Source organism: Streptomyces sp. NPDC058701 (genome assembly GCF_042715295.1).
In the GTDB taxonomy this organism is placed as follows: domain Bacteria; phylum Actinomycetota; class Actinomycetes; order Streptomycetales; family Streptomycetaceae; genus Streptomyces.
In genome coordinates, this window is record NZ_JBHXSY010000019.1 from 112,144 (window position 1) to 130,080 (window position 17,937).

Below are 17,937 nucleotides of genomic sequence, written 5' to 3' on the forward strand. Positions count from 1 at the left end.
CTAGGTGGACCCGAACGCACTGCCGACCAGCAACGGGACCGACGGCAAGGTCCGAGGGGGCGGGAACGGGCTTGCGCTGTTCGTGATCGCCTCCTGCCAGCTCATGGTCGTTCTCGACATCACCATCGTGAACATCGCGCTTCCGCACATCCAGACGGACCTCGGGTTCTCCACCGAGAGCCTCTCCTGGGTCGTCAACGCCTACACCCTCACCTTCGGCGGACTGCTCCTGCTCGGCGGCCGGGCCGGCGACATCCTCGGCCGGCGGCGCGTGTTCATCTTCGGCGTCCTGCTCTTCGGCCTCGCCTCGCTGCTGGGCGGCTTCGCCCAGAACTCCGGCCAGTTGATGGCCGCCCGGGCCCTGCAAGGCGTCGGCGGCGCCATCGCCTCGCCGACCGCGCTCGCGCTGATCACCACCACCTTTCGCGAAGGCCCGGCACGCACACGGGCGTTCGGCGTGTTCGCCGGCGTATCGGCGGCCGGCGGCGCGATCGGGCTGCTCGCGGGCGGCATCCTCGTGGAGTGGCTCAACTGGCGCTGGGTGCTGTTCGTCAACGTCCCCATCGCCCTGCTGATCGCCCTCGCGACCCCCCGGGTCATCCGCGAGTCCGCGCGGCACCCCGGCCACTTCGACGCCGCGGGGGCCCTGTTGTCCACGGTCGGCATGGTGGCGCTGGTCTACGGGTTCATCCGCGCGTCCCAGGAGGGCTGGTCGGACGGGCTCACCCTGGCCTCCTTCGGAGCCGCCGTGGTCCTGCTGACCCTCTTCGTGTTCAACGAGCGGCGTTCGCCCCAGCCGATCACCCCGCTGCACATGTTCGCCGACCGCAACCGGGCCGGAACGTACGCGATCATGCTCTTCTTCGCCTGCGCGATCTTCGGCATGTTCTTCTTCCTGACCCTGTTCGTGCAGAACGTCCTGGGCTTCACGCCCATCCAGGCCGGGCTCGCCTTCCTCCCGGTCAGCGCGATGATCGCGCTGACGGCCGGCCTCACCTCCCAGCTCCTGCCGAAGTACGGGCCGAAGCCGTTCATGGTCACCGGCTCGGTGCTCGCGGCGTCGGGCCTGGCGTGGCTCACGCAGACCGATGTGCACTCGACCTACCTGGGCAGCATCCTTGGCCCCATGCTGCTGTTCAGTGCGGGCATGGGCATGCAGTTCGTCTCCCTGACGCTGATGGCGCTGTCCAACGTGCCCGACCGCGAGTCCGGCGCGGCCTCCGGACTGCTGAACACCATGCAGCAGGTGGGCGGTTCGCTGGGTCTGTCCATCCTCGTCACGGTGTTCGGAACCGCCAGCCGCCACGAGGCCAAGGAGCAGGCGGGGTCCTTCCTGAGCACGGCGACCCCGGAACAGAAGGCGACCTTCGTACAGACCCGTCAGCTCCCGAAACCGTGGAGCGACCAGATCCTCACCTCGGGCGTGAGCGCGGCCTTCGTGGCGGCGGCGGTCTTCACGCTGGCCACGGCCCTGATCGCGCTCTTCGTCATCCAGGTCAGGTCGTCGGACCTCGAACGCCTCAAGGGCGACCACACCCCGACGGCGGTCTAGCCGGAAGAGCCGCCAGGGCCGGAAGAGACAGAAGAGCCGGCAGAGCCGTCAGGGCCGGCGGGCCAGTACGTGGGCGTCCAGGAAGCCGCGTTCGGAGGCGGGGTCGTGGAGCAGCCGGGCGAACGGGACGAGGCCGGCGCCGGCCAGCAGGCCGGCGAAGCGGTCCACCGGCCAGCTGTACGCGGGGGTCACCTTGTGGTCGAAGCGGACCGGCTCCGGCCCGTCGGTCGCGAAGAACGAGGCCAGCAGCAGGCCCCCCGGTGCCAGGACCCGCACCTGCTCGGCGAGCAGCGCGGGCAGCTCCCCGGGCGGGGTGTGGATCATCGAGTAGTGGGCCAGCACACCGCCGAGCGCACGGTCCTCGACCGGCAGGGCCTCCATCAGCGCCTCGTCGAACCGCAGTGCCGGATGGGCCCGCCGGGCGTGGCCGACCATGGCCGGGGAGAGGTCGAGCCCGAAGGCGTCCAGCCCCAGGTCGTGCAGGACGGCCGTCAGGTGTCCGGGCCCGCACCCGACGTCGGCCGCCCGCGGGTTGCCCGTCGCGCGCACCAGCTCGGCGAAGGTGCCGAGCATGGCCCGCGTGAACGGCCGCGTCTCCAGCCGGTCGGCGAACATCGACGCGTACAGCTCGACGACGCCGTCGTAGGCCGCCCGGGTCTCATCCTGGTGTTCCGCCACGGGAGGAAGGCTACCGGCCGGCCGGCCGCCGGATCCGGCAGCGTGCGGGACCCTCGGTGCGCAGGGTGATTCCGGCGCTGACCGGGATCTCGGTGTCCACGGCCTCGAAGGCGTGCTCCCGCAGGATCATCGCCAGCGCGATCACCGACTCCAGCATCGAGAAGTGCTGCCCGATGCAGGCGCGCGGACCGCCGCCGAAGGGGAACCACGCGTAGCGGTGCCTCCCGGCCTCGGCCTCCGGGGTGAAGCGGTCGGGGTCGAAGCGGTCCGGGTCCGGCCAGTGGTCCGGGTGCCGGTGCGTCACCCACGGCGCCAGTATCACGTCGGCGCCCGCCGGAACGGTGTGGCCGCCCACCTCGGTGGCCGCGACCGCCTTGCGGCCGATGACCGGGGCGGCCGGGTAGAGCCGCATGGCCTCCTTGAGCACCTGCGTGACGTACGGCAGGCGGTCCAGGTCGGCGGCCCCGGGCGTACGGTCGCCCAGCACCCGGGAGATCTCCTCGCGGGCCCGGTCCTGTGCCTCGGGGTGGAGGGCCAGCAGGTGCAGGGCGAAGGCGAGGGAGGTGGCGGTCGTCTCGTGCCCGGCGAGCAGGAAGATCAGCACCTGGTCGCGCAGCTCGGCGGCGTCGAACCCGCCGCCGGACGCGTCCCCTTCGGCCGCCGGGCTCTCCGCGGCCGCGAGCAGCGTCAGCAGGTCCTGGCCGGCGCCGTCCTCGGGGGCGGCGCCGCGCCGCTCGCCGATGATCCGGTCGCAGACCGCGTACAGCTCGTCCATCGCGGCGGCCGCCCGCCGGTTGGAGGGGGTGGGCCAGGTGCGCGGGATCGTGGCGGGGGAGTACCCGCGGCGCAGCACGTAGTCGGTGATCACGGGGAAACTCCGTGTCACGACCCCGACGGTGGCGTCCGTGTCGGTGCCGAACAGGATGCGGGAGACGGCGCGCAGGGCGAGGCGCGTCATCTCCTCGCAGACGTCCACGACTCCGCCCTGCGCCTCCCGCCACGAGTCGAGGGTGGCGCGGGTTTCGGCGGCGACCGCATCGGCGTACCCGTCCACCCGGCGGCGGGTGAACAGCGGCTGCACCAGCCGCCGTTGGCGCAGGTAGTCCTCGTCCTGGCTGGTCAGCAGACCGTTGCCGAAGGAGTCCCGCACCTCCTGGTAGAACGGGTTGTCCTTGCGGAAGTTGGCCGATTCCGAGGCGAGGACCTGCTGCGCGCCCTCGGGGGAGAAGACGCAGTACAGCTGTGCGCGCAGGCCGGGCGGCCCCGCCGTGATCCGTACGACGTCGCCGTGGCGCTGCCGGGCGCGCAGGTAGGTGCCGAGCGAGTCCGCCTTCAGGTCGAGCAGCGAGCCGAGGAGCGGGATGCCCGCCAGTCCCGGTACCGCCGCCCCCGCACCGGTGCCGGCCGCCGCCCCGCCCGCATCCGTGTCCGCATCCGTGTCCGCATCCGTGTCCGTCCCCCGTGCCATGGCCGTCCCTTCGTCCCGTACCGACGGCCCGATTCTGCCGAACGGCACGGTGCGGGGGCGAGGATCCGGGTCCCATCCGGCCGGATAACGCCGTCCGGCGGCCTACGGGGTCTCCAGGTAGGCCACGGTTCCGGCGCGCCGAGCCGCGTCGATGACCGCGAGGCGGGCGAAGTTGCCCGGCGTCATGATCGCTTCCCACTCGGCCACGGTGTGCACGCCGACCTCCGTGTGCTCGACGGGGTCGAGGACGAAGGCGACGATCTGCTCGTCGGTGAGGACGCCCCCGTCGAAGACGAAACCGATGTGGTTCGACGGCCAGGCGTCGCCCTGGTGCCCGATGAAATGGGTGCCGAGCAGCTTCGGCCCGCCGCCGAAGGCCATGCCCGTCTCCTCCAGGCACTCGCGCACGGCGCACTGCCAGGGGGTCTCTCCCGGATCCATGTTCCCGCCGGGCCACTGCCAGGACTCCGACCGGGCGTACGTGGACCGCAGTTGTACGGGCCGTCCGGTGGAGTCGGTGAAGTAGAGGCAGGCGTAGCTGGTCGCCCGGGCGATGGTGGCGATGTACTCCGCGGGCGGGAGCCAGGCAGTGGTCACGGGACGGCCTCCAGTCAAGAGCCCGGACCCCTGGGCGAATCCGGAACCGGCGTACGGCGGTTGCGCCGATTGTCCCGCACCCCGGCCGACGGCCGGGGCGGTACGCCGAGGGTGCCGGGAAATCCGTGGACGGGCCCGCGCTGGATCATTTACCGTGTGGGCTCACGCCCTGAGACGGATGAAGGGAGGCGAGTGCCGTGCAGTTCACCACTCCCAGGCGCTTCCTGTCTCTCCGCTGTCCCGGCGTGGTTCGCGGGTTCTGACCGGGAGCGCTCCGAGCAGCAGCCTGTATCCCGGAGGAATCCATGACCGACGCGGTCATCCGCGCGCTCTCCGCGAGCGACGCCCATCTTTTCGACGCACACCCCGACCCCCTGGGCGCCCGTGAGGGCCATCGGCGCACCCGGTTCCGTCCCGACTGGAAGCGCGTCGCCCTGCGCGACGGCGAGGTCGTCGCACGGGGCGCGTGGTGGGGCGGCCCCGATGACCCGGAGCCCGTCAACATCAACTGGTTCGACGTGGCCGAGGGCGAGGAGGAGGCCGGGGCCGAACTCCTGCGCTCCGCGCCCTGGCAGGTCGAACTCGAGATCAACCTGCCCGGCGGCTGGCGGGAGAGGACCGACCTGCGCGCCGGCGCCGAAGCGCGCTTCGCCGCCGCACGGGCCGCGGGGTACGAACTCCTGGTGGAACGCTTCCTGTACCGCTGGACCCCGGAGCGGGGTCTGCCCGAGCGGCCCGGACGCCTGCGCTTCAGCGCCGAACCCGACGACGCCGTGTTCTTCGACGCGCTGCGCCGCATCCACTCCGTCACCCTGGACGCCCACGCGCTCAGAGCCGTGGAGGAGGGCGGCCTCGACCAGGCCGCCCGGGAGGAACTCGACTTCTTCCACTGGTGCCCCTCCCCGCGGGAGTGGTGGCAGACCGCGCACACGCCCGAGGGCGACCTGGCCGGCATCCACATCCCGGCCCACAACCCCTCCGGTCCGACCATCGGCTTCATCGGGGTCGTCCCGGAACAGCGCGGTCACGGCTACGCCTACGACCTCCTCGCGGAGTGCACCCACGTCCTCGTCGAGCAGGGCGCGGAGTTCGTCAGCGGGGCGACCGACCAGGGCAACTTCCCCATGGCCGCGAACTTCGCCAAGGCCGGCTTCCCCGTCACCAGCGAACGCATCAACTTCCACCCGTCGGGCCGAACGCCCTAGGACAGCTGTGTGCCGCTGACCTGCACAGATGACCTTCCGGCTGTTTCACACTCGTGCCCGTTGATGCAGCCGGAAGTCCCAGATAAGCACCAGGGGACTCCCACTGCCGACGGTCACCCTTTCGGCTCTATACGGGGTGAGAGGGTGCGGTGTGGGCTGGGGCTCGTGCAGCGGTGGTCCGCCTTGAACGAACGGCAGCGCGCGTTTCTGGAGCGGCTTGCGGCCGGTGAGGGCCGCGCTCCGCGCTGGACCTCGTCGACGCCCGCTGCGTCCGCCGCCAGCAGGAAGTCGTCCATCACCCGGGCCCGGATGCCGCCGAACCGGGAGGCCACCATGGCGCCTGCGGCGCCGGAGCGTTCGAGCTCATCGACCTGTGTCGGCAACGTCTCCCGTATCCGCACAGTGTGCACGAAACGGGCTGCCAGCGGGTCGTCGATCAGCCTGTCGGGGCGATCCGACTCCACTGCGCGTGCGGAGCAGTTGACCACGGCGCTGGTCTCGGAAGCCCGGAAGACCGTATGGATCCAACTGGACTCATCCCTTCGGCCACCACGGCCCGCCCCCATGCGGGGCCGTCGCCCCCGTCATCGGCGGCTCATTGCGGAGCCTTCTCTCGAACGGGAACAAGCCAAGGCTGATTCAAGGTTCCTCGGGCGTCGCCCGCCTGCCGGTGCCGACTTCCCGGGGTCAGCGCTGCGTCTCTGCCGTCGTGGTGCCAGAGCCGGTCTCTTCATCGGCGTGTCGCGTTCGTCCGAGCGCGTTCAGCCGGGCCACCTGGTCATCGGTGAAAGCGAGGTCCGCCGCCGCGACGTTCTCCTTCAGATGCGCGGGCGAGCTGGTGCCGGGGATGGGAATGATCGTCGGCGAGCGGTGCAGGAGCCACGCAAGCGCCACCTGACTTGCAGTCACCTTCAGCTCGGTGGCGATGTCGGTCACCGGGCTCCCCTCGGCCGCGAGTTCACCGCGGGCGATCGGCAGCCACGCGATGAACGCGATCGAGTGCTTCTCGCAGTACTCGATCACCTCGTCGTTGTGCCGGTCGGTCAGGTTGTACAGGTTCTGCACGCTGGCCACGGTGATGTGCTCACGGGCCTCTTCCAGTTCCGCGACGGTGACCTTCGACAGCCCGATGTGCCGGATCTTTCCTTCGTCCTGCAGTTCCCTGAGCGCGCCGAACTGCTCGGCCGCCGGCACCTTCGGATCGATCCGGTGCAGCTGGAAGAGGTCGATGCGGTCGAGTCCCAGTCGGCGCAGGCTCAGCTCGGCCTGCTGGAGGAGGTACTCCGGTCGGCCGCACGGCACCCACTGGTCGGGACGGGGCCGGCACTGTCCGGCCTTTGTCGCGATCACCAGGCCGTCGGGGTACGGGCGCAGTGCTTCGGCCAGCACCTCCTCGCTGCTCCCCAGCCCGTAGGAATCGGCCGTGTCGATGAAGGACACACCGAGGTCCACGGCCAGCCGGGCCGTGCTGATCGCCGCCTCACGGTCTTCCGGCGGACCCCAGTACCCCGGTCCGGTCAGCCGCAGGGCGCCGAATCCCATCCGGTGAACCGCAAGGTCGCCACCCAGAGAGAAGGTGGTCCTGTCGGGCTGCGCCATTCGTTCCTCCTGAACGACGTCCGTGAACTCGGGGCCTTCGCCATCCGAACATGGTGGATCCCCTGATCAGGGGGCCATCGTGGAGGGCACCCGCTCGTCGGCTCTGCGGGTCACCTCGTGTCCCCGCTCCAGAGTGAGCCGTACGATGTCGCAGACCCGACGGATGTCCTCGCGAGAGACCGTGGGACCAGTGGGCAGGGCGAGCACCTTCTGCGCGAGCCGCTCGGTGTGGGGCAGGGAGACCGGCCGCTCCGAGCGGTAGGGCTCCATCTCGTGGCATCCGGGGGAGAAGTACCGCTGGCACATGATGTTCTCCGCCCTCAGCACCTCGTCCAGCAGGTCCCGGTGGACACCGGTCACCGCGGCGTCGACCTCCACGACCAGGTAGTGGTAGTTGTTGCGCTCGGCACGGTCGAACTCCATGACCTTCAGCCCGGCGAGCCGCGCGAGTTCCGACCGGTAGTCGTCGTAGTTGGCCTCGTTCCGGCGAACCGTCTCCTCGAAGGCGTCGAGTGAGGTGAGGCCCATCGCGGCGGCGGCTTCGGTCATCTTCCCGTTGGTGCCGGTCTCCGTGGACACCCGTCCCTGGGTGAATCCGAAGTTGTGCATCGCGCGGACCCGCTGGGCCAGTTGCTCGTCGTCGGTCACCACCGCGCCGCCCTCGAAGGCGTTGACCACCTTGGTGGCGTGGAAGCTGAACACCTCGGCTTGCCCGAAACCGCCGATCGGCTGCCCCTCCGACGTGCAGCCGAGCCCATGTGCGGCATCGTAGAAGAGCTTGAGGCCGTGATCGGCCGTGACCTTCGCGAGCCGGTCGACCGCGCAGGGACGGCCCCACAGATGGACCGGGACGACCGCACTTGTACGGGGGGTGATCGCCGCCTCGACCAGTGCGGGGTCCAGGCAGTTGGTGACCGGGTCGATGTCGACGAAGACCGGGGTCAGACCCAGCCAGCGGAACGCCTGGGCGGTCGCCGGGAAGGTCAGCGACGGCATGACGACCTCGCCGGACAGATCGGCGGCGCGAGCCAGCAGCTGGAGGGCGACGGTCGCGTTGCAGGTCGACACGCAGTAGCGAACGCCGGCCAGCTCCGCCACGCGCTGCTCGAACTCCCGGGCCAGCGGCCCGCCGTTGGTCAGCCACTGGTGGTCCAGCGCCCAGTTCACACGGTCGAGGAACCGGGCTCGGTCACCCACGTTGGGCCGCCCCACGTGAAGCGGTTGCAGGAACGCCGACGGACCGCCGAACACGGCGAGATCACCGAGATTGCGTTTCATGGTCATACCTCCCCGGTGCATGGAAAGGTGCACCCGGCAGCGGCCGGCACAAAGGACGTGGACGTGCCGAAGGGACAGAGACGGCAGGGCACGACGGCTTCTCCGCCGTGCACGTGCGAAAGGGGCGTACGGACTCGATCAGTGCTCGCGGCGCCAGTAGACGCCCGTCACGTCCACCGTCTCTATCGGCTCGTCGATGCCGTGTTCGCTCCGGTAGTCGTGGACGGCCTGCTTGCACGCCGGGATCAGGTAGTCGTCCACGATCACGAACCCGCCCACGGACAGCTTGGGGTAGAGGTTGACCAGCGCGTCCATCGTCGACTCGTACAGGTCACCGTCCACCCGCAGCACCGCGAGCCGGTCGATCGGCGCGGTCGGCAGCGTGTCGGCGAACATGCCGGGCAGGAACCTGACCTGCTCGTCCAGAAGGCCGTAGCGGGCGAAGTTCTCCCGCACCTGCTCCTCGGAGCAGCTCAGTACCCAGTTCAGGTTGTGGAACTCCATGGCCCGGTCGAGCGGGTGGCTGTCCTCGGACGTCACCGGGACACCGGCGAACGAGTCGGCGAGCCACACGTTCCGGTCTTCCACGCCGTGCGCCTTGAGGAGCGCGCGCATCAGGATGCAGGCGCCGCCGCGCCACACGCCGGTCTCGATGAGATCGCCGGGAACACCGTCCTGGAGTACCTGCTCCACACACATCTGGATGTTGTCCAGGCGGTGCAGGCCGATCATGGTGTGCGCGACCGTCGGCACGTCCAGGCCTTCGGCCCGGTGGTCGGCGTCGAACGTCCCGCGGTCGACGGCCGGGCCTTCCGCGCCCGGACGCATGCGGTCCGCCAGTTCCTTGTCCAGGACGTTCATCCCGACCGGGAAGGTCGGGTGATCCCCGTAGATGGTGTTCGACACGACGTTTTTTATGAGGTCCACATAAAGCTCGCGGGTCTGCACAGTCGAAATACCTCCGGCTGGATAATTGAACAGAGAAGGAATTCGGTTCGACGGCATCTGTGGATACGGCGGGCCATGCGATTTCGGAATCGCTTGCGCTTCTCGCCCATCCGCCGTCTGCGGGTTATTGTTTCACCGCCGTACAGTCCATTGCAATCCTCGCCGGCGGGAATTCCGGTAATGGAACGCGACGTCGGTGAATTCCGGTCGGTCGCCCCGGGGCGGCGCGGGCCGCCGTGGTCACGTCACCGCAAGAAGCCGCGTGCCTCCTCCCAGCCCGCCGCGACATCGGCCTCCAGCTGGTTGAGCCGTGCCGCGACCACTTGGTCGAACCCGTCCATGAAGTACTCGTCACCGGCGTGCGCTGCTATCCGACGGCCGTCGTTCACGAACCGCTCGACGACCTCCGCCAGGGAGGTGCCCGGCCCCACCCGGCCCGCGATGTACCGGTCCGCTCCGGCGAGATCCGGGAACCCCGCCTCCCGGTATAGGTACACGTCACCCAGCAGGTCCACCTGTACGGACACCTGGGGATGCACGGACGGGCGCATGGTCCCGGGCCTGATCCTCAGCAGCTCGGCGTCGGCGCCGGTCTTCAGGCCGTGCAACGCGTAGCCGTAGTCGATGTTCAACGTGGGGGTCCGCCGGCTCACCTGCTCCTCGAACGCGAGCAGCCCTTCCTGGATTTCGGCGCGTTCGGCCTCGAGCAGCCTGCCATCCTCCCGGCCGCTGTAGTCCTCGCGCACGTTCAGGAAGTCCACCGGCCGGTCCGGCGCCGCCTCGTTCAGCTCGGCGATGAAGTCGACGAGGTCGAGCAGACGGTGGACGCGCCCGGGCAGCACGATGTAGCTGAGCCCGACCCGGATCGGGCTCTCCCGCTCGGACCGCAGCTGCTGGAAGCGTCGCAGGTTGGAGCGGACCCTTCCGAAGGAGGCCCGCTTACCCGTGGTCTCCTCGTACTCCTCGTCGCTGAGCCCGTACAACGACGTGCGCACCGCATGCAGGTCCCACACCCCGGGCTGTCTGTCCAGCGTCCGCTCGGTGAGCGCGAACGAGTTCGTGTACACGGTCGGCCGCAGGCCGCGAGCTGCCGCACGGCTGCTGAGCGCGCCCACGCCCGGGTTGGTCAGGGGCTCCAGACCGCCGGAGAAGTACATGGCGTACGGGTTGTCGGCCGGTATCTCGTCGATGACGGACTCGAACATCGCGTTGCCGGACTCCAGCGCCGAGGGATCGTAGCGCGCACCGGTCACCCGGACGCAGAAGTGGCAGCGGAACATGCAGCTCGGCCCCGGGTACAGGCCCACGACGTAGGGGAAGGCCGGCTTGTGCGCCAGCGCCGAGTCGAAGACCCCCCGCCGCTCCAGCGGCAGCAGGGTGTTCTGCCAGTACTTGCCCGCCGGCCCGGTCTCCACGGCGTGGCGCAGCTCCGGGACGCGGCCGAAGAGGCCGAGGAGTCGGCCGAAGGAGGCCCGGTCGACGTCCAGCAGCCGGCGTGCCTCCTCCAGGGGAGTGAAGGGGTGGTTCCCGTAACGCTCGGCCAGCCGTACGAGCCGGCGCGCGACCGTCGGGCCCTCGTCGGCACCGACGTGGCCGTCGGCGACCAGGGCGCGGTGCACCGCGTGCACCGCTGCCGGGAGGTCGGCGCCGGGGCGTGCGCATAGGGCGACCGGATCGGCCGGGGCGGAGGCTTGAGAGGTCATCCTTCATGTCCAATCGTCTGCGTCCGGGTGCTCGGTCCGTTCCCCGGGAAACGCGGCGGGGCGTTCACCGGGACGGCACCGTGACGGAGGTGGTCAGGGACGTCTCGGCGGCGGACGCGCCCACGTGTACGGACCTCTTGCCGGTGCCCGGCTTCCACGAGCCGGCGGAGGTGTCCCAGTACCGCAGTTGCTGCTCGTCGACGGGGACGGTGACGCGCCGCTGTTCTCCCGGCCGGAGGGTGACCTTGGTGAATCCGGCGAGTTTGCGCAGCGCTTGGGGGGCCTGGGTGTCCGGGCTGGCCCCGAGGTAGACCTGGACGGTCTCCCTGCCCGCCCGGTCACCGGTGTTGCGGACGGTGACCGTGGCCTCCAGCCCCCGGGCAGTGCGCGCCACGGACAGGTCGCTGTAGGCGAAGGTGGTGTACGACAGGCCGTACCCGAACGGGAAGAGCGGTGCCACGCCGGTCCGGTCGTACCAGCGGTAGCCGATATCCAGTCCCTCGGAGTAGGTCTCCCTGCCGTCGACACCCGGGTAGCGGTGCGGGTCACCGGCCATGGGGTGGCCGGTCTCGGTGGCGGGGAAGGTCTGTGTCAGCCGACCGCTGGGATTCGCGTCGCCGAACAACAGGGAAGCGGTGGCCTCCGCGCCCTCCTGTCCCGGATACCACATCTCCAGCACGGCGGCCGTCTCACGCAGCCAGGGCATGAGCACCGAGGAACCGGTGTTGAGGACGACGATCGTGCGGGGGTTGACCTTGGTGATCGCTGCGATCAGCTCGTCCTGCCGGCCGGGCAGGGACAGCGAGGACCGGTCGACGCCTTCGGCGCTGTCGTCATGGGCGAAGACGATGGCGGTGCGGGCCTTGGCCGCCGCCGCGACGGCGCGGCTGAAGTCGTCCCGGGCCGTCTCGGGAGTGACCCAGCTCAGTTCCACCGACAGTGGGGTCTGTTCGAAGGCCCAGCCGTTCATGGTCACCTCGTGCGTGCCGCGGGTCAGCCGCATCGTGGTGGTGACGGTGCCGAACGCCTCGGTACCGAGGACAGCGGACTGCCCTGCGATCCGTAGGTTGGCGACCCCGCCGACGGCGGTGAAGGCGATCTTGTAGTCACCGTCGGCGGGGACGGTGAGCCGACCCTCGTAGAAGACGCCCTGGCCGCTGGGATCCAACTGCTTCCCGCTCTTGAAGGCGGGGGTGAGCGAGCTGTCGGGCACGGGCACGCCGACCAGGTCCTCACCGGGCTCGTGGACGACCCGGGCCTTGTCGCCGGCGCGCCGTGCGAGGGCGTCGACGGGGGCGGTCGCCCGGTCGGGTATGACGTGCGCGCTGCCGTTGCCGGTGACCTTGGGGTGCTTGGCGCTGTTGCCGATGACGGCGATGTCCGTGGCGTCCTCGCCGGTCAGGGGCAGCGTCCGGCGCTCGTTGCGCAGCAGCACACCGCCGTTCTCGGCGATGGTGCGGGCCGCCCTGCGGCCGGCCTCGGGGTCACGCCGCGGGCGCTCGGTCGCCTTGCCGTCGAGCAGGCCGAAGCGCTCCATCTGGCCGATGATGCGGATGACGGACCGATCGAGCGTCGCCTCGGGGACGCTGCCGTCCCGGACGGCCGTCCTGAGTGCGGAGGAGAAGTACTTTGAGTCCGGCACCGGCTGCCCCAGGGTCAGCTCGACGCCCAGTTCCTGGTCGAGGCCCTTGGTGATGTCGCCGGTGGCGTGGGTCGCCAGCCAGTCGGACACCACCCAGCCGCGGAAGTCCCACTGTTCGCGCAGCACCTCCTGCAACAGATGCTCGTTGCCGCAGGCGTGCGCGCCGTTGACCTTGTTGTACGAACACATCACCGAGGCGGCTCCTGCCCGCACGGCGCTGCGGAAGGCCGGCAGCTCCACCTCCTGGAGCGTCTGCTCGTCGACCACGGCGTCGACGGTCTCCCGCTGGTACTCCTGGTTGTTCGCGGCGAAGTGCTTGACCGTGGCCATCAGGCCCTGGTCCTGGATGCCGCGGACCTCGTGGGCGGCCATCCGGGACGACAGCAGCGGATCCTCGCTGTACGTCTCGAAGTTCCGCCCGGCGTGCGGCACCCGGATGACGTTGGTCATGGGACCGAGGACGATGTCCTGCCCGAGGGCCCGTCCCTCCCGGCCCAGGACGGTGCCGTACTCCTCGGCGAGGTGTTCGTCGAAGGTGGAGGCTAGCGCCACGGGCGTGGGCATGGCGGTGGCGGTACCGCCGAGCAGACGGATGCCGACCGGGCCGTCGGCGGTGCGCAGCTCGGGTATGCCGAGCCGTGGAACGCCCGGCAGATAGCCGATGCCGGTCATGGTCGGCCCGCCCACGGGCCCGGTGGTCCAGTGGACGAACGAGATCTTCTCGTCGAGGGTCATCTTCGCCACCAGGCCGTGCACCCGCGCCGTCCCGGGCTCGGCGGCCGGGGCGCCGGTGGCGGAAGGGGCGGTGAGGAGGCCGCCGACGCACAGGGTCGCGAGCGCGCAGCCGACGGTGCGCCGGATGCGGCGGCCCGTCCTCCTTGTGCCGAACAGCATGCTGACGGACGTCCTTTCTGCTGAGGCTGCCGTCCCCATAGGGGGCAGGGTCGTTTCTGTCCGTGCCGCCACGCTCACCAGCCCACGAGCATCGTGCGCGGTCCCCGCACCACCATCTCCGTCTTCCACTCGACGGCCTGGGCGAGGTGTAGCCCGGGGAGTCCGTCGAGCAGGGTCCGCAGCGCCTCCTGGAGCTCCAGCCGCGCGAGGGACGCGCCGAGGCAGTGATGCGGACCGTGTCCGTAACCCAGGTGCTGGCGGGCGTCGTCGCGGGTGATGTCGAGCACGCCGGGCGAGCGGAAGCGCAGGGCGTCCCGGTTGGCCGCGTTCATCTGGATCAGAACCGGATCGCCCGCCCGCACCAGCGTCCCGCCCACCTCGACGTCCTCGGTGGCGTAGCGCGGGAACCCCGCCTGGCTGCCGAGCGGAACGAACCGCGTCAGCTCTTCCACCGCGTTGTCCAGCAGGTCCGGACGGTCGCGGAGGAGGGCCAGCTGGTCCGGCTGTTCGAGCAGGACCAGGACGAAGTTGCTGATCTGGCTGGCCGTGGTCTCGTGCCCGGCGAACAGGAGGAAGACGATCAGGTTGACCAACTCCTCCTGCGAGAGCCGGCCCTCGGCGTCGCGGGCCTCCACGAGTGCCGATACGAGGTCGTCCCGCGGCGCGGCGCGGCGGTCCGTGATCAGGTCCGTCAGATAGCCGGTCAACTCGCCGGCCAGCCGCACGTGGTCCTCGGCGGTGAGCGAGCTGGTGGACATCGCTATGTCGCACCAGCCGCGGAACAGCGCACGGTCCTCCTCGGGCACGCCCAGCAGGCCGCAGATGACCGCCACGGGGATCGGGACGGCGTAGTGCTCCACGAGGTCGACGGGCGAGCCGAGCGCCGTCATGTCCCGGAGCAGCGACTCGGTCATCTTCCTGACGTGCGGCCGCATGGCCTCCACGCGGCGCGGAGTGAACGCCTTGGTGACCAGCCCGCGGAGCCTGGTGTGGTCCGGCGCGTCCATGCCGAGGATGCCGTTGGGAGTCCGCAGCTCCCGCATGCGCGGCGCGTCGTTCTCCGCCTCCGCGGCGTGGCTGAACCGCCGGTCGCCGAGGACGAAACGCGCGTCGTCGTAACGGGAGACGAGCCAGCCCGGCTCCCCGTACGGCATGTGGACCCATAGGAGTCCTTCGCTCTTCTGGGCCTGCTCGTACGCATCGTCCAGGTCCAGTCCCTCCGGGCGGCCGAAGGGATAGGAGACGGATGCGGACTTCGTGCTGGTCAATTCGGACCCCATATCGAGTCGTTCGGGTTCTTTCTCGTCCTGGGACGGATCACTCGGCTGGGTCGCCCCAGGTGACGGGGACCGCCTCGGGGGTGCGCATGAGGGAGCCGGCCCGCCAGCGGAGCTCGCTCGCGGGGACGGACAGCCGCAGCCCCGGCAGGCGTTCGACGAGGGTGCTCAGCACGACCTTCAGTTCGAGCCGTGCCAGGGGGGCGCCCATGCAATAGTGCGCGCCGTGACCGAAGCCGAGGTGCGGGTTCTGGGCGCGTGTGAAGTCGAGGGACGCGGCACTGGGAAACGCCGTGTCGTCGAGGTTCGCGGACGCGATCGAGGTGATGACCGCCTCGCCCGCGCGGATGAGGGTGCCGCCGATCTCGACGTCCTCCAGGGCGATGCGGGCGAACCCGTCCATGGTGCTCAGCGGGGTGAAGCGCAGCAGCTCCTCGACGGCGGCGGGAACCAGGTCCGGGTCGGCGACCAGGCGCTCGTAGAGCCGGCGGTCGTCGAGCAGGAGGTGGACGAAGTTGCCGATCTGGGTGGCGGTGGTCTCGTAGCCGCTGATCAGCAGGCCGGATCCCATCATGAGAAGCTCGGCCTCGGAGAGCCGGTCGTCTTCGTCGCGGGCCTGGACCATGGTGCTGAGGAAGTCGTCGGTGGGCCGGGCACGGCGATCGGCCACCAGCTCGGCCATGTAGGCGGTGAAGTCCTCTGTCGCCCGCTGCACTTCTGCGGGACCCAGGGAGGAGGAGACGAGCGCCTCGGAGAAGTTGCGGAAGAGATGGCGGTCGTCGTAGGAGACGCCCAGCAGTCCGCAGATCACGGAGATCGACACGGGCAGCGCCAGATCTTCCATGATCTCACCGGACGGCTCGTCGCGCGCGACCATGCCGTCGAGCAGCTCATGGGTGAACCGCGAGACCCGCGGGCGCAGTTCCTCCACCCGGCGGGCGGTGAACGCCTTCCCGGCCAGCCGCCGGAGCCTGGTGTGTCCGGGCGGGTCCATGGAGATGAGGCCGCCGGCGGGCAGCGGGTACTCGGTTGGCCGGGGCACGTCACGTCCAGCCCCGGCCTCCATGCTGAACCGCGGGTCGCCCAGGACCGCCTTCACGTCGGCGTGCCGGGTCAGCAACCAGGCCTCACCCCCGTACGGCATACGGATCCGGGACACGGGCTCGTGCTCCCGCAGATGGCTGTAGAGCGGATCCAGCGCGATGCCCTCGGGTAGGGAGAAGGGGTACGGGCGGGCCGGACAACTAGACGTCATGGACACTCTCTCGGTCATACGGGGCGGCGGGAGGGCTTGAGGGGTGCGGGCGCCGTACGGAGAGCCCGGTTGCCGTCCGGATCGTCCGGCACACCGCTTCGGCGTGCTCGGTGAGGTAGAAGTGGCCTCCGGGGAAGGAACGGAACGCAGTCTCCCCGGTGGTCAGCCGGTGCCAGGCCAGGGCTCCGTCGGTGGGGACGTGGGGGTCCGCGCTGCCCGTCAGCACGGTGATCGGGCAGGCGAGCGGCGCCCCCGGGCGCCAGGTGTAGGTGGCGGCGGCCCGGTAGTCGTTGCGGATCGCGGGCAGGGCCATCCGCAGGACTTCCTGGTCGGCCAGCACCCGGGGGTCGGTGCCTTGCAGTTCGGCGAGCTTGGCGACCAGTCGGTCGTCACTCAGGAGGTGCGCGGTGGTCCGATGGGCGATGGTCGGGGCGACGCGGCCGGAGACGAACAGGTGCGCCACCCTGCTTTCCGGCGCCTGTTCCGCGAGGCGGCGGGCGGTCTCGAAGGCCACCAACGACCCCAGGCTGTGGCCGAAGAGCGCCACCGGCCGGTCCAGCCAGGGTCCGAGCGCCCCGGCGATGTGCGTCACCAGGCCGTCGACGGTGTCCACGAACGGCTCCAGGCGCCGGTCCTGCCGCCCGGGATACTGGACGGCGAGCACCTCGACCCAGTCCGGCAGCAGATGGGTGAAGGGGAGGAAGGCGCTGGCGCTGCCGCCGGCGTGCGGAAGGCACACGAGCCGAAGCGCGGGGTCGGCGACGGGCTGGTAGCGGCGCAGCCAGAGGTCGCCCGCGTCGGTGGAGCCGGGCGCGGTCGCGGCGGACCCCCCGCTCATGCGTGATCCGCTTCCGGGCGTCACGGTTTCAGCGCCTTCCACCACGTGCCGTTGTCCCGGTACCAGTCGACGGTCTCCGCGAGCCCGCGCTCGAAGGCGACGCGGGGAGCCCATCCCAGCTCCTCGGTGATCTTCCGGGTGTCCACGCAGTAGCGACGGTCGTGCGCCGCCCGGTCCGGCACCCTGTCCACCACGGACCAGTCGGCGCCGAAGACGCCGAGAAGACGACGGGTGAGGTCGACGTTGGACAGTTCCGTACCGCCACCGATGTTGTACACCTCTCCGGCCCTTCCCCGGCCGGCGACCATGGCGATGCCCCGGCAGTGGTCGTCCACGTGCAGCCAGTCGCGCCGGTGGAGGCCGTTGCCGTACAGGGGAAGGCGCAGGCCCTCCAGCAAGTGGGTCACGAAGAGCGGGACAACCTTTTCGGGGTGCTGGTGGGGGCCGTAGTTGTTGGAGCAGCGCGTCACCCGGACGTCGAGGCCGTGTGTGCGGTGGAAGGCGAGCGCCAGGAGGTCGGAGGAGGCCTTGGACGCCGCGTAGGGGGAGTTCGGGTCCAGGGGGTCCGTTTCGGCCGAGGAGCCCTCGGGGATCGAACCGTACACCTCGTCGGTGGAGACGTGGACGAAGCGGCTCACGCCCGCCTCAAGCGCCGACCGCAGCAGTGTGTGCGTCCCCAGCACGTTGGTGGTGATGAAGGCGGCGGAATCCGTGATCGAGCGGTCCACGTGCGATTCGGCGGCGAAGTGCACCACCAGGTCGATGCCGCGCAGGGCCTGGGTGACCGTGGGCCGGTCGCAGATGTCGCCGTGCAGGAAAGTGTGACGGGGGTGGCCGGCGACCTCGGCGAGGTTCTCGGTGTTCCCGGCGTACGTGAGCTTGTCCAGCGAGAGGACGTGGGCGTCGGCCAGCTCCGGATAGGAGCCCGACAGGAGCTGTCTGACGAAGTGCGAGCCGATGAAGCCCGCCGCGCCGGTCACCAGGACGCGCATCCTTGATCTGC

The 17,937-nt window shown here is 70.4% G+C and carries 15 protein-coding genes; 2 read left to right on the forward strand and 13 right to left on the reverse strand.

Features of this window, described 5'->3' with window-relative positions; all coding sequences use genetic code 11:
- Positions 1–19 precede the first annotated feature (19 nt).
- A complete protein-coding gene (locus tag ACFWW8_RS21600; protein WP_386530583.1) occupies positions 20–1,552 on the forward strand; it encodes an MFS transporter in 1,533 nt (510 codons plus the stop codon).
- Between the two features lie 48 nt (positions 1,553–1,600).
- Here the strand turns inward: ACFWW8_RS21600 and ACFWW8_RS21605 are convergent, their stop codons facing one another.
- The 3 genes from ACFWW8_RS21605 to ACFWW8_RS21615 form a co-directional block, all read right to left on the reverse strand.
- Positions 1,601–2,230: a class I SAM-dependent methyltransferase gene (locus ACFWW8_RS21605; RefSeq protein ID WP_386530553.1), complete on the reverse strand. Its 630-nt coding sequence runs from the start codon at positions 2,228–2,230 to the stop codon at positions 1,601–1,603.
- 10 nt (positions 2,231–2,240) lie between these two features.
- Positions 2,241–3,698, reverse strand: a complete 1,458-nt coding sequence (locus tag ACFWW8_RS21610) for a cytochrome P450 (protein ID WP_386530554.1) — start codon at positions 3,696–3,698, stop codon at positions 2,241–2,243.
- 102 nt (positions 3,699–3,800) lie between these two features.
- Entirely contained in the window at positions 3,801–4,295 is a 495-nt protein-coding gene (locus tag ACFWW8_RS21615) for an NUDIX domain-containing protein (RefSeq protein WP_386530555.1), read from the reverse strand.
- A gap of 305 nt (positions 4,296–4,600) precedes the next feature.
- Here ACFWW8_RS21615 and ACFWW8_RS21620 point away from each other — a divergent pair, with 305 nt between their 5' ends.
- Positions 4,601–5,500, forward strand: coding sequence for a GNAT family N-acetyltransferase (locus ACFWW8_RS21620; protein WP_386530556.1), 900 nt, complete (start codon positions 4,601–4,603; stop codon positions 5,498–5,500).
- A 113-nt stretch (positions 5,501–5,613) separates the two neighbouring features.
- Here the strand turns inward: ACFWW8_RS21620 and ACFWW8_RS21625 are convergent, their stop codons facing one another.
- The 10 genes from ACFWW8_RS21625 to rfbB all read right to left on the reverse strand — a co-directional run bounded on the left by ACFWW8_RS21625 (position 5,614) and on the right by rfbB (position 17,926).
- Entirely contained in the window at positions 5,614–5,988 is a 375-nt protein-coding gene (locus tag ACFWW8_RS21625; RefSeq protein WP_386530557.1) for a class I SAM-dependent methyltransferase, read from the reverse strand.
- A gap of 199 nt (positions 5,989–6,187) precedes the next feature.
- Positions 6,188–7,099, reverse strand: coding sequence for an aldo/keto reductase (locus tag ACFWW8_RS21630; protein ID WP_386530558.1), 912 nt, complete (start codon positions 7,097–7,099; stop codon positions 6,188–6,190).
- 66 nt (positions 7,100–7,165) lie between these two features.
- Positions 7,166–8,377 carry a dTDP-4-dehydro-6-deoxyglucose aminotransferase gene (locus tag ACFWW8_RS21635; RefSeq protein ID WP_386530559.1) on the reverse strand — a complete coding sequence of 404 codons (1,212 nt, stop codon included), beginning with the start codon at positions 8,375–8,377 and terminating at the stop codon, positions 7,166–7,168.
- Positions 8,378–8,515: 138 nt separating this feature from the next.
- Positions 8,516–9,325 carry a TylF/MycF family methyltransferase gene (locus ACFWW8_RS21640; protein ID WP_386530560.1) on the reverse strand — a complete coding sequence of 270 codons (810 nt, stop codon included), beginning with the start codon at positions 9,323–9,325 and terminating at the stop codon, positions 8,516–8,518.
- Positions 9,326–9,570: 245 nt separating this feature from the next.
- Positions 9,571–11,028, reverse strand: coding sequence for a dTDP-4-amino-4,6-dideoxy-D-glucose ammonia-lyase (gene desII / locus ACFWW8_RS21645; RefSeq protein WP_386530561.1), 1,458 nt, complete (start codon positions 11,026–11,028; stop codon positions 9,571–9,573).
- Between the two features lie 64 nt (positions 11,029–11,092).
- Positions 11,093–13,564, reverse strand: coding sequence for a beta-glucosidase (locus tag ACFWW8_RS21650; protein ID WP_386530562.1), 2,472 nt, complete (start codon positions 13,562–13,564; stop codon positions 11,093–11,095).
- 74 nt (positions 13,565–13,638) lie between these two features.
- Positions 13,639–14,844 (reverse strand): cytochrome P450, encoded by a 1,206-nt coding sequence (locus ACFWW8_RS21655; RefSeq protein ID WP_386530563.1) that lies wholly within the window; start codon positions 14,842–14,844, stop codon positions 13,639–13,641.
- Positions 14,845–14,881: 37 nt separating this feature from the next.
- On the reverse strand, positions 14,882–16,114 hold the full coding sequence (locus tag ACFWW8_RS21660) for a cytochrome P450 (RefSeq protein WP_386530564.1): 1,233 nt from the start codon (positions 16,112–16,114) through the stop codon (positions 14,882–14,884).
- Entirely contained in the window at positions 16,086–16,934 is an 849-nt protein-coding gene (locus ACFWW8_RS21665; protein WP_386530565.1) for a thioesterase II family protein, read from the reverse strand. The genes ACFWW8_RS21660 and ACFWW8_RS21665 overlap by 29 nt, the downstream gene beginning before the upstream one ends.
- Positions 16,935–16,954: 20 nt before the next feature.
- Entirely contained in the window at positions 16,955–17,926 is a 972-nt protein-coding gene (gene rfbB, locus ACFWW8_RS21670; protein ID WP_386530566.1) for a dTDP-glucose 4,6-dehydratase, read from the reverse strand.
- Between the last annotated feature and the right edge of the window lie 11 nt (positions 17,927–17,937).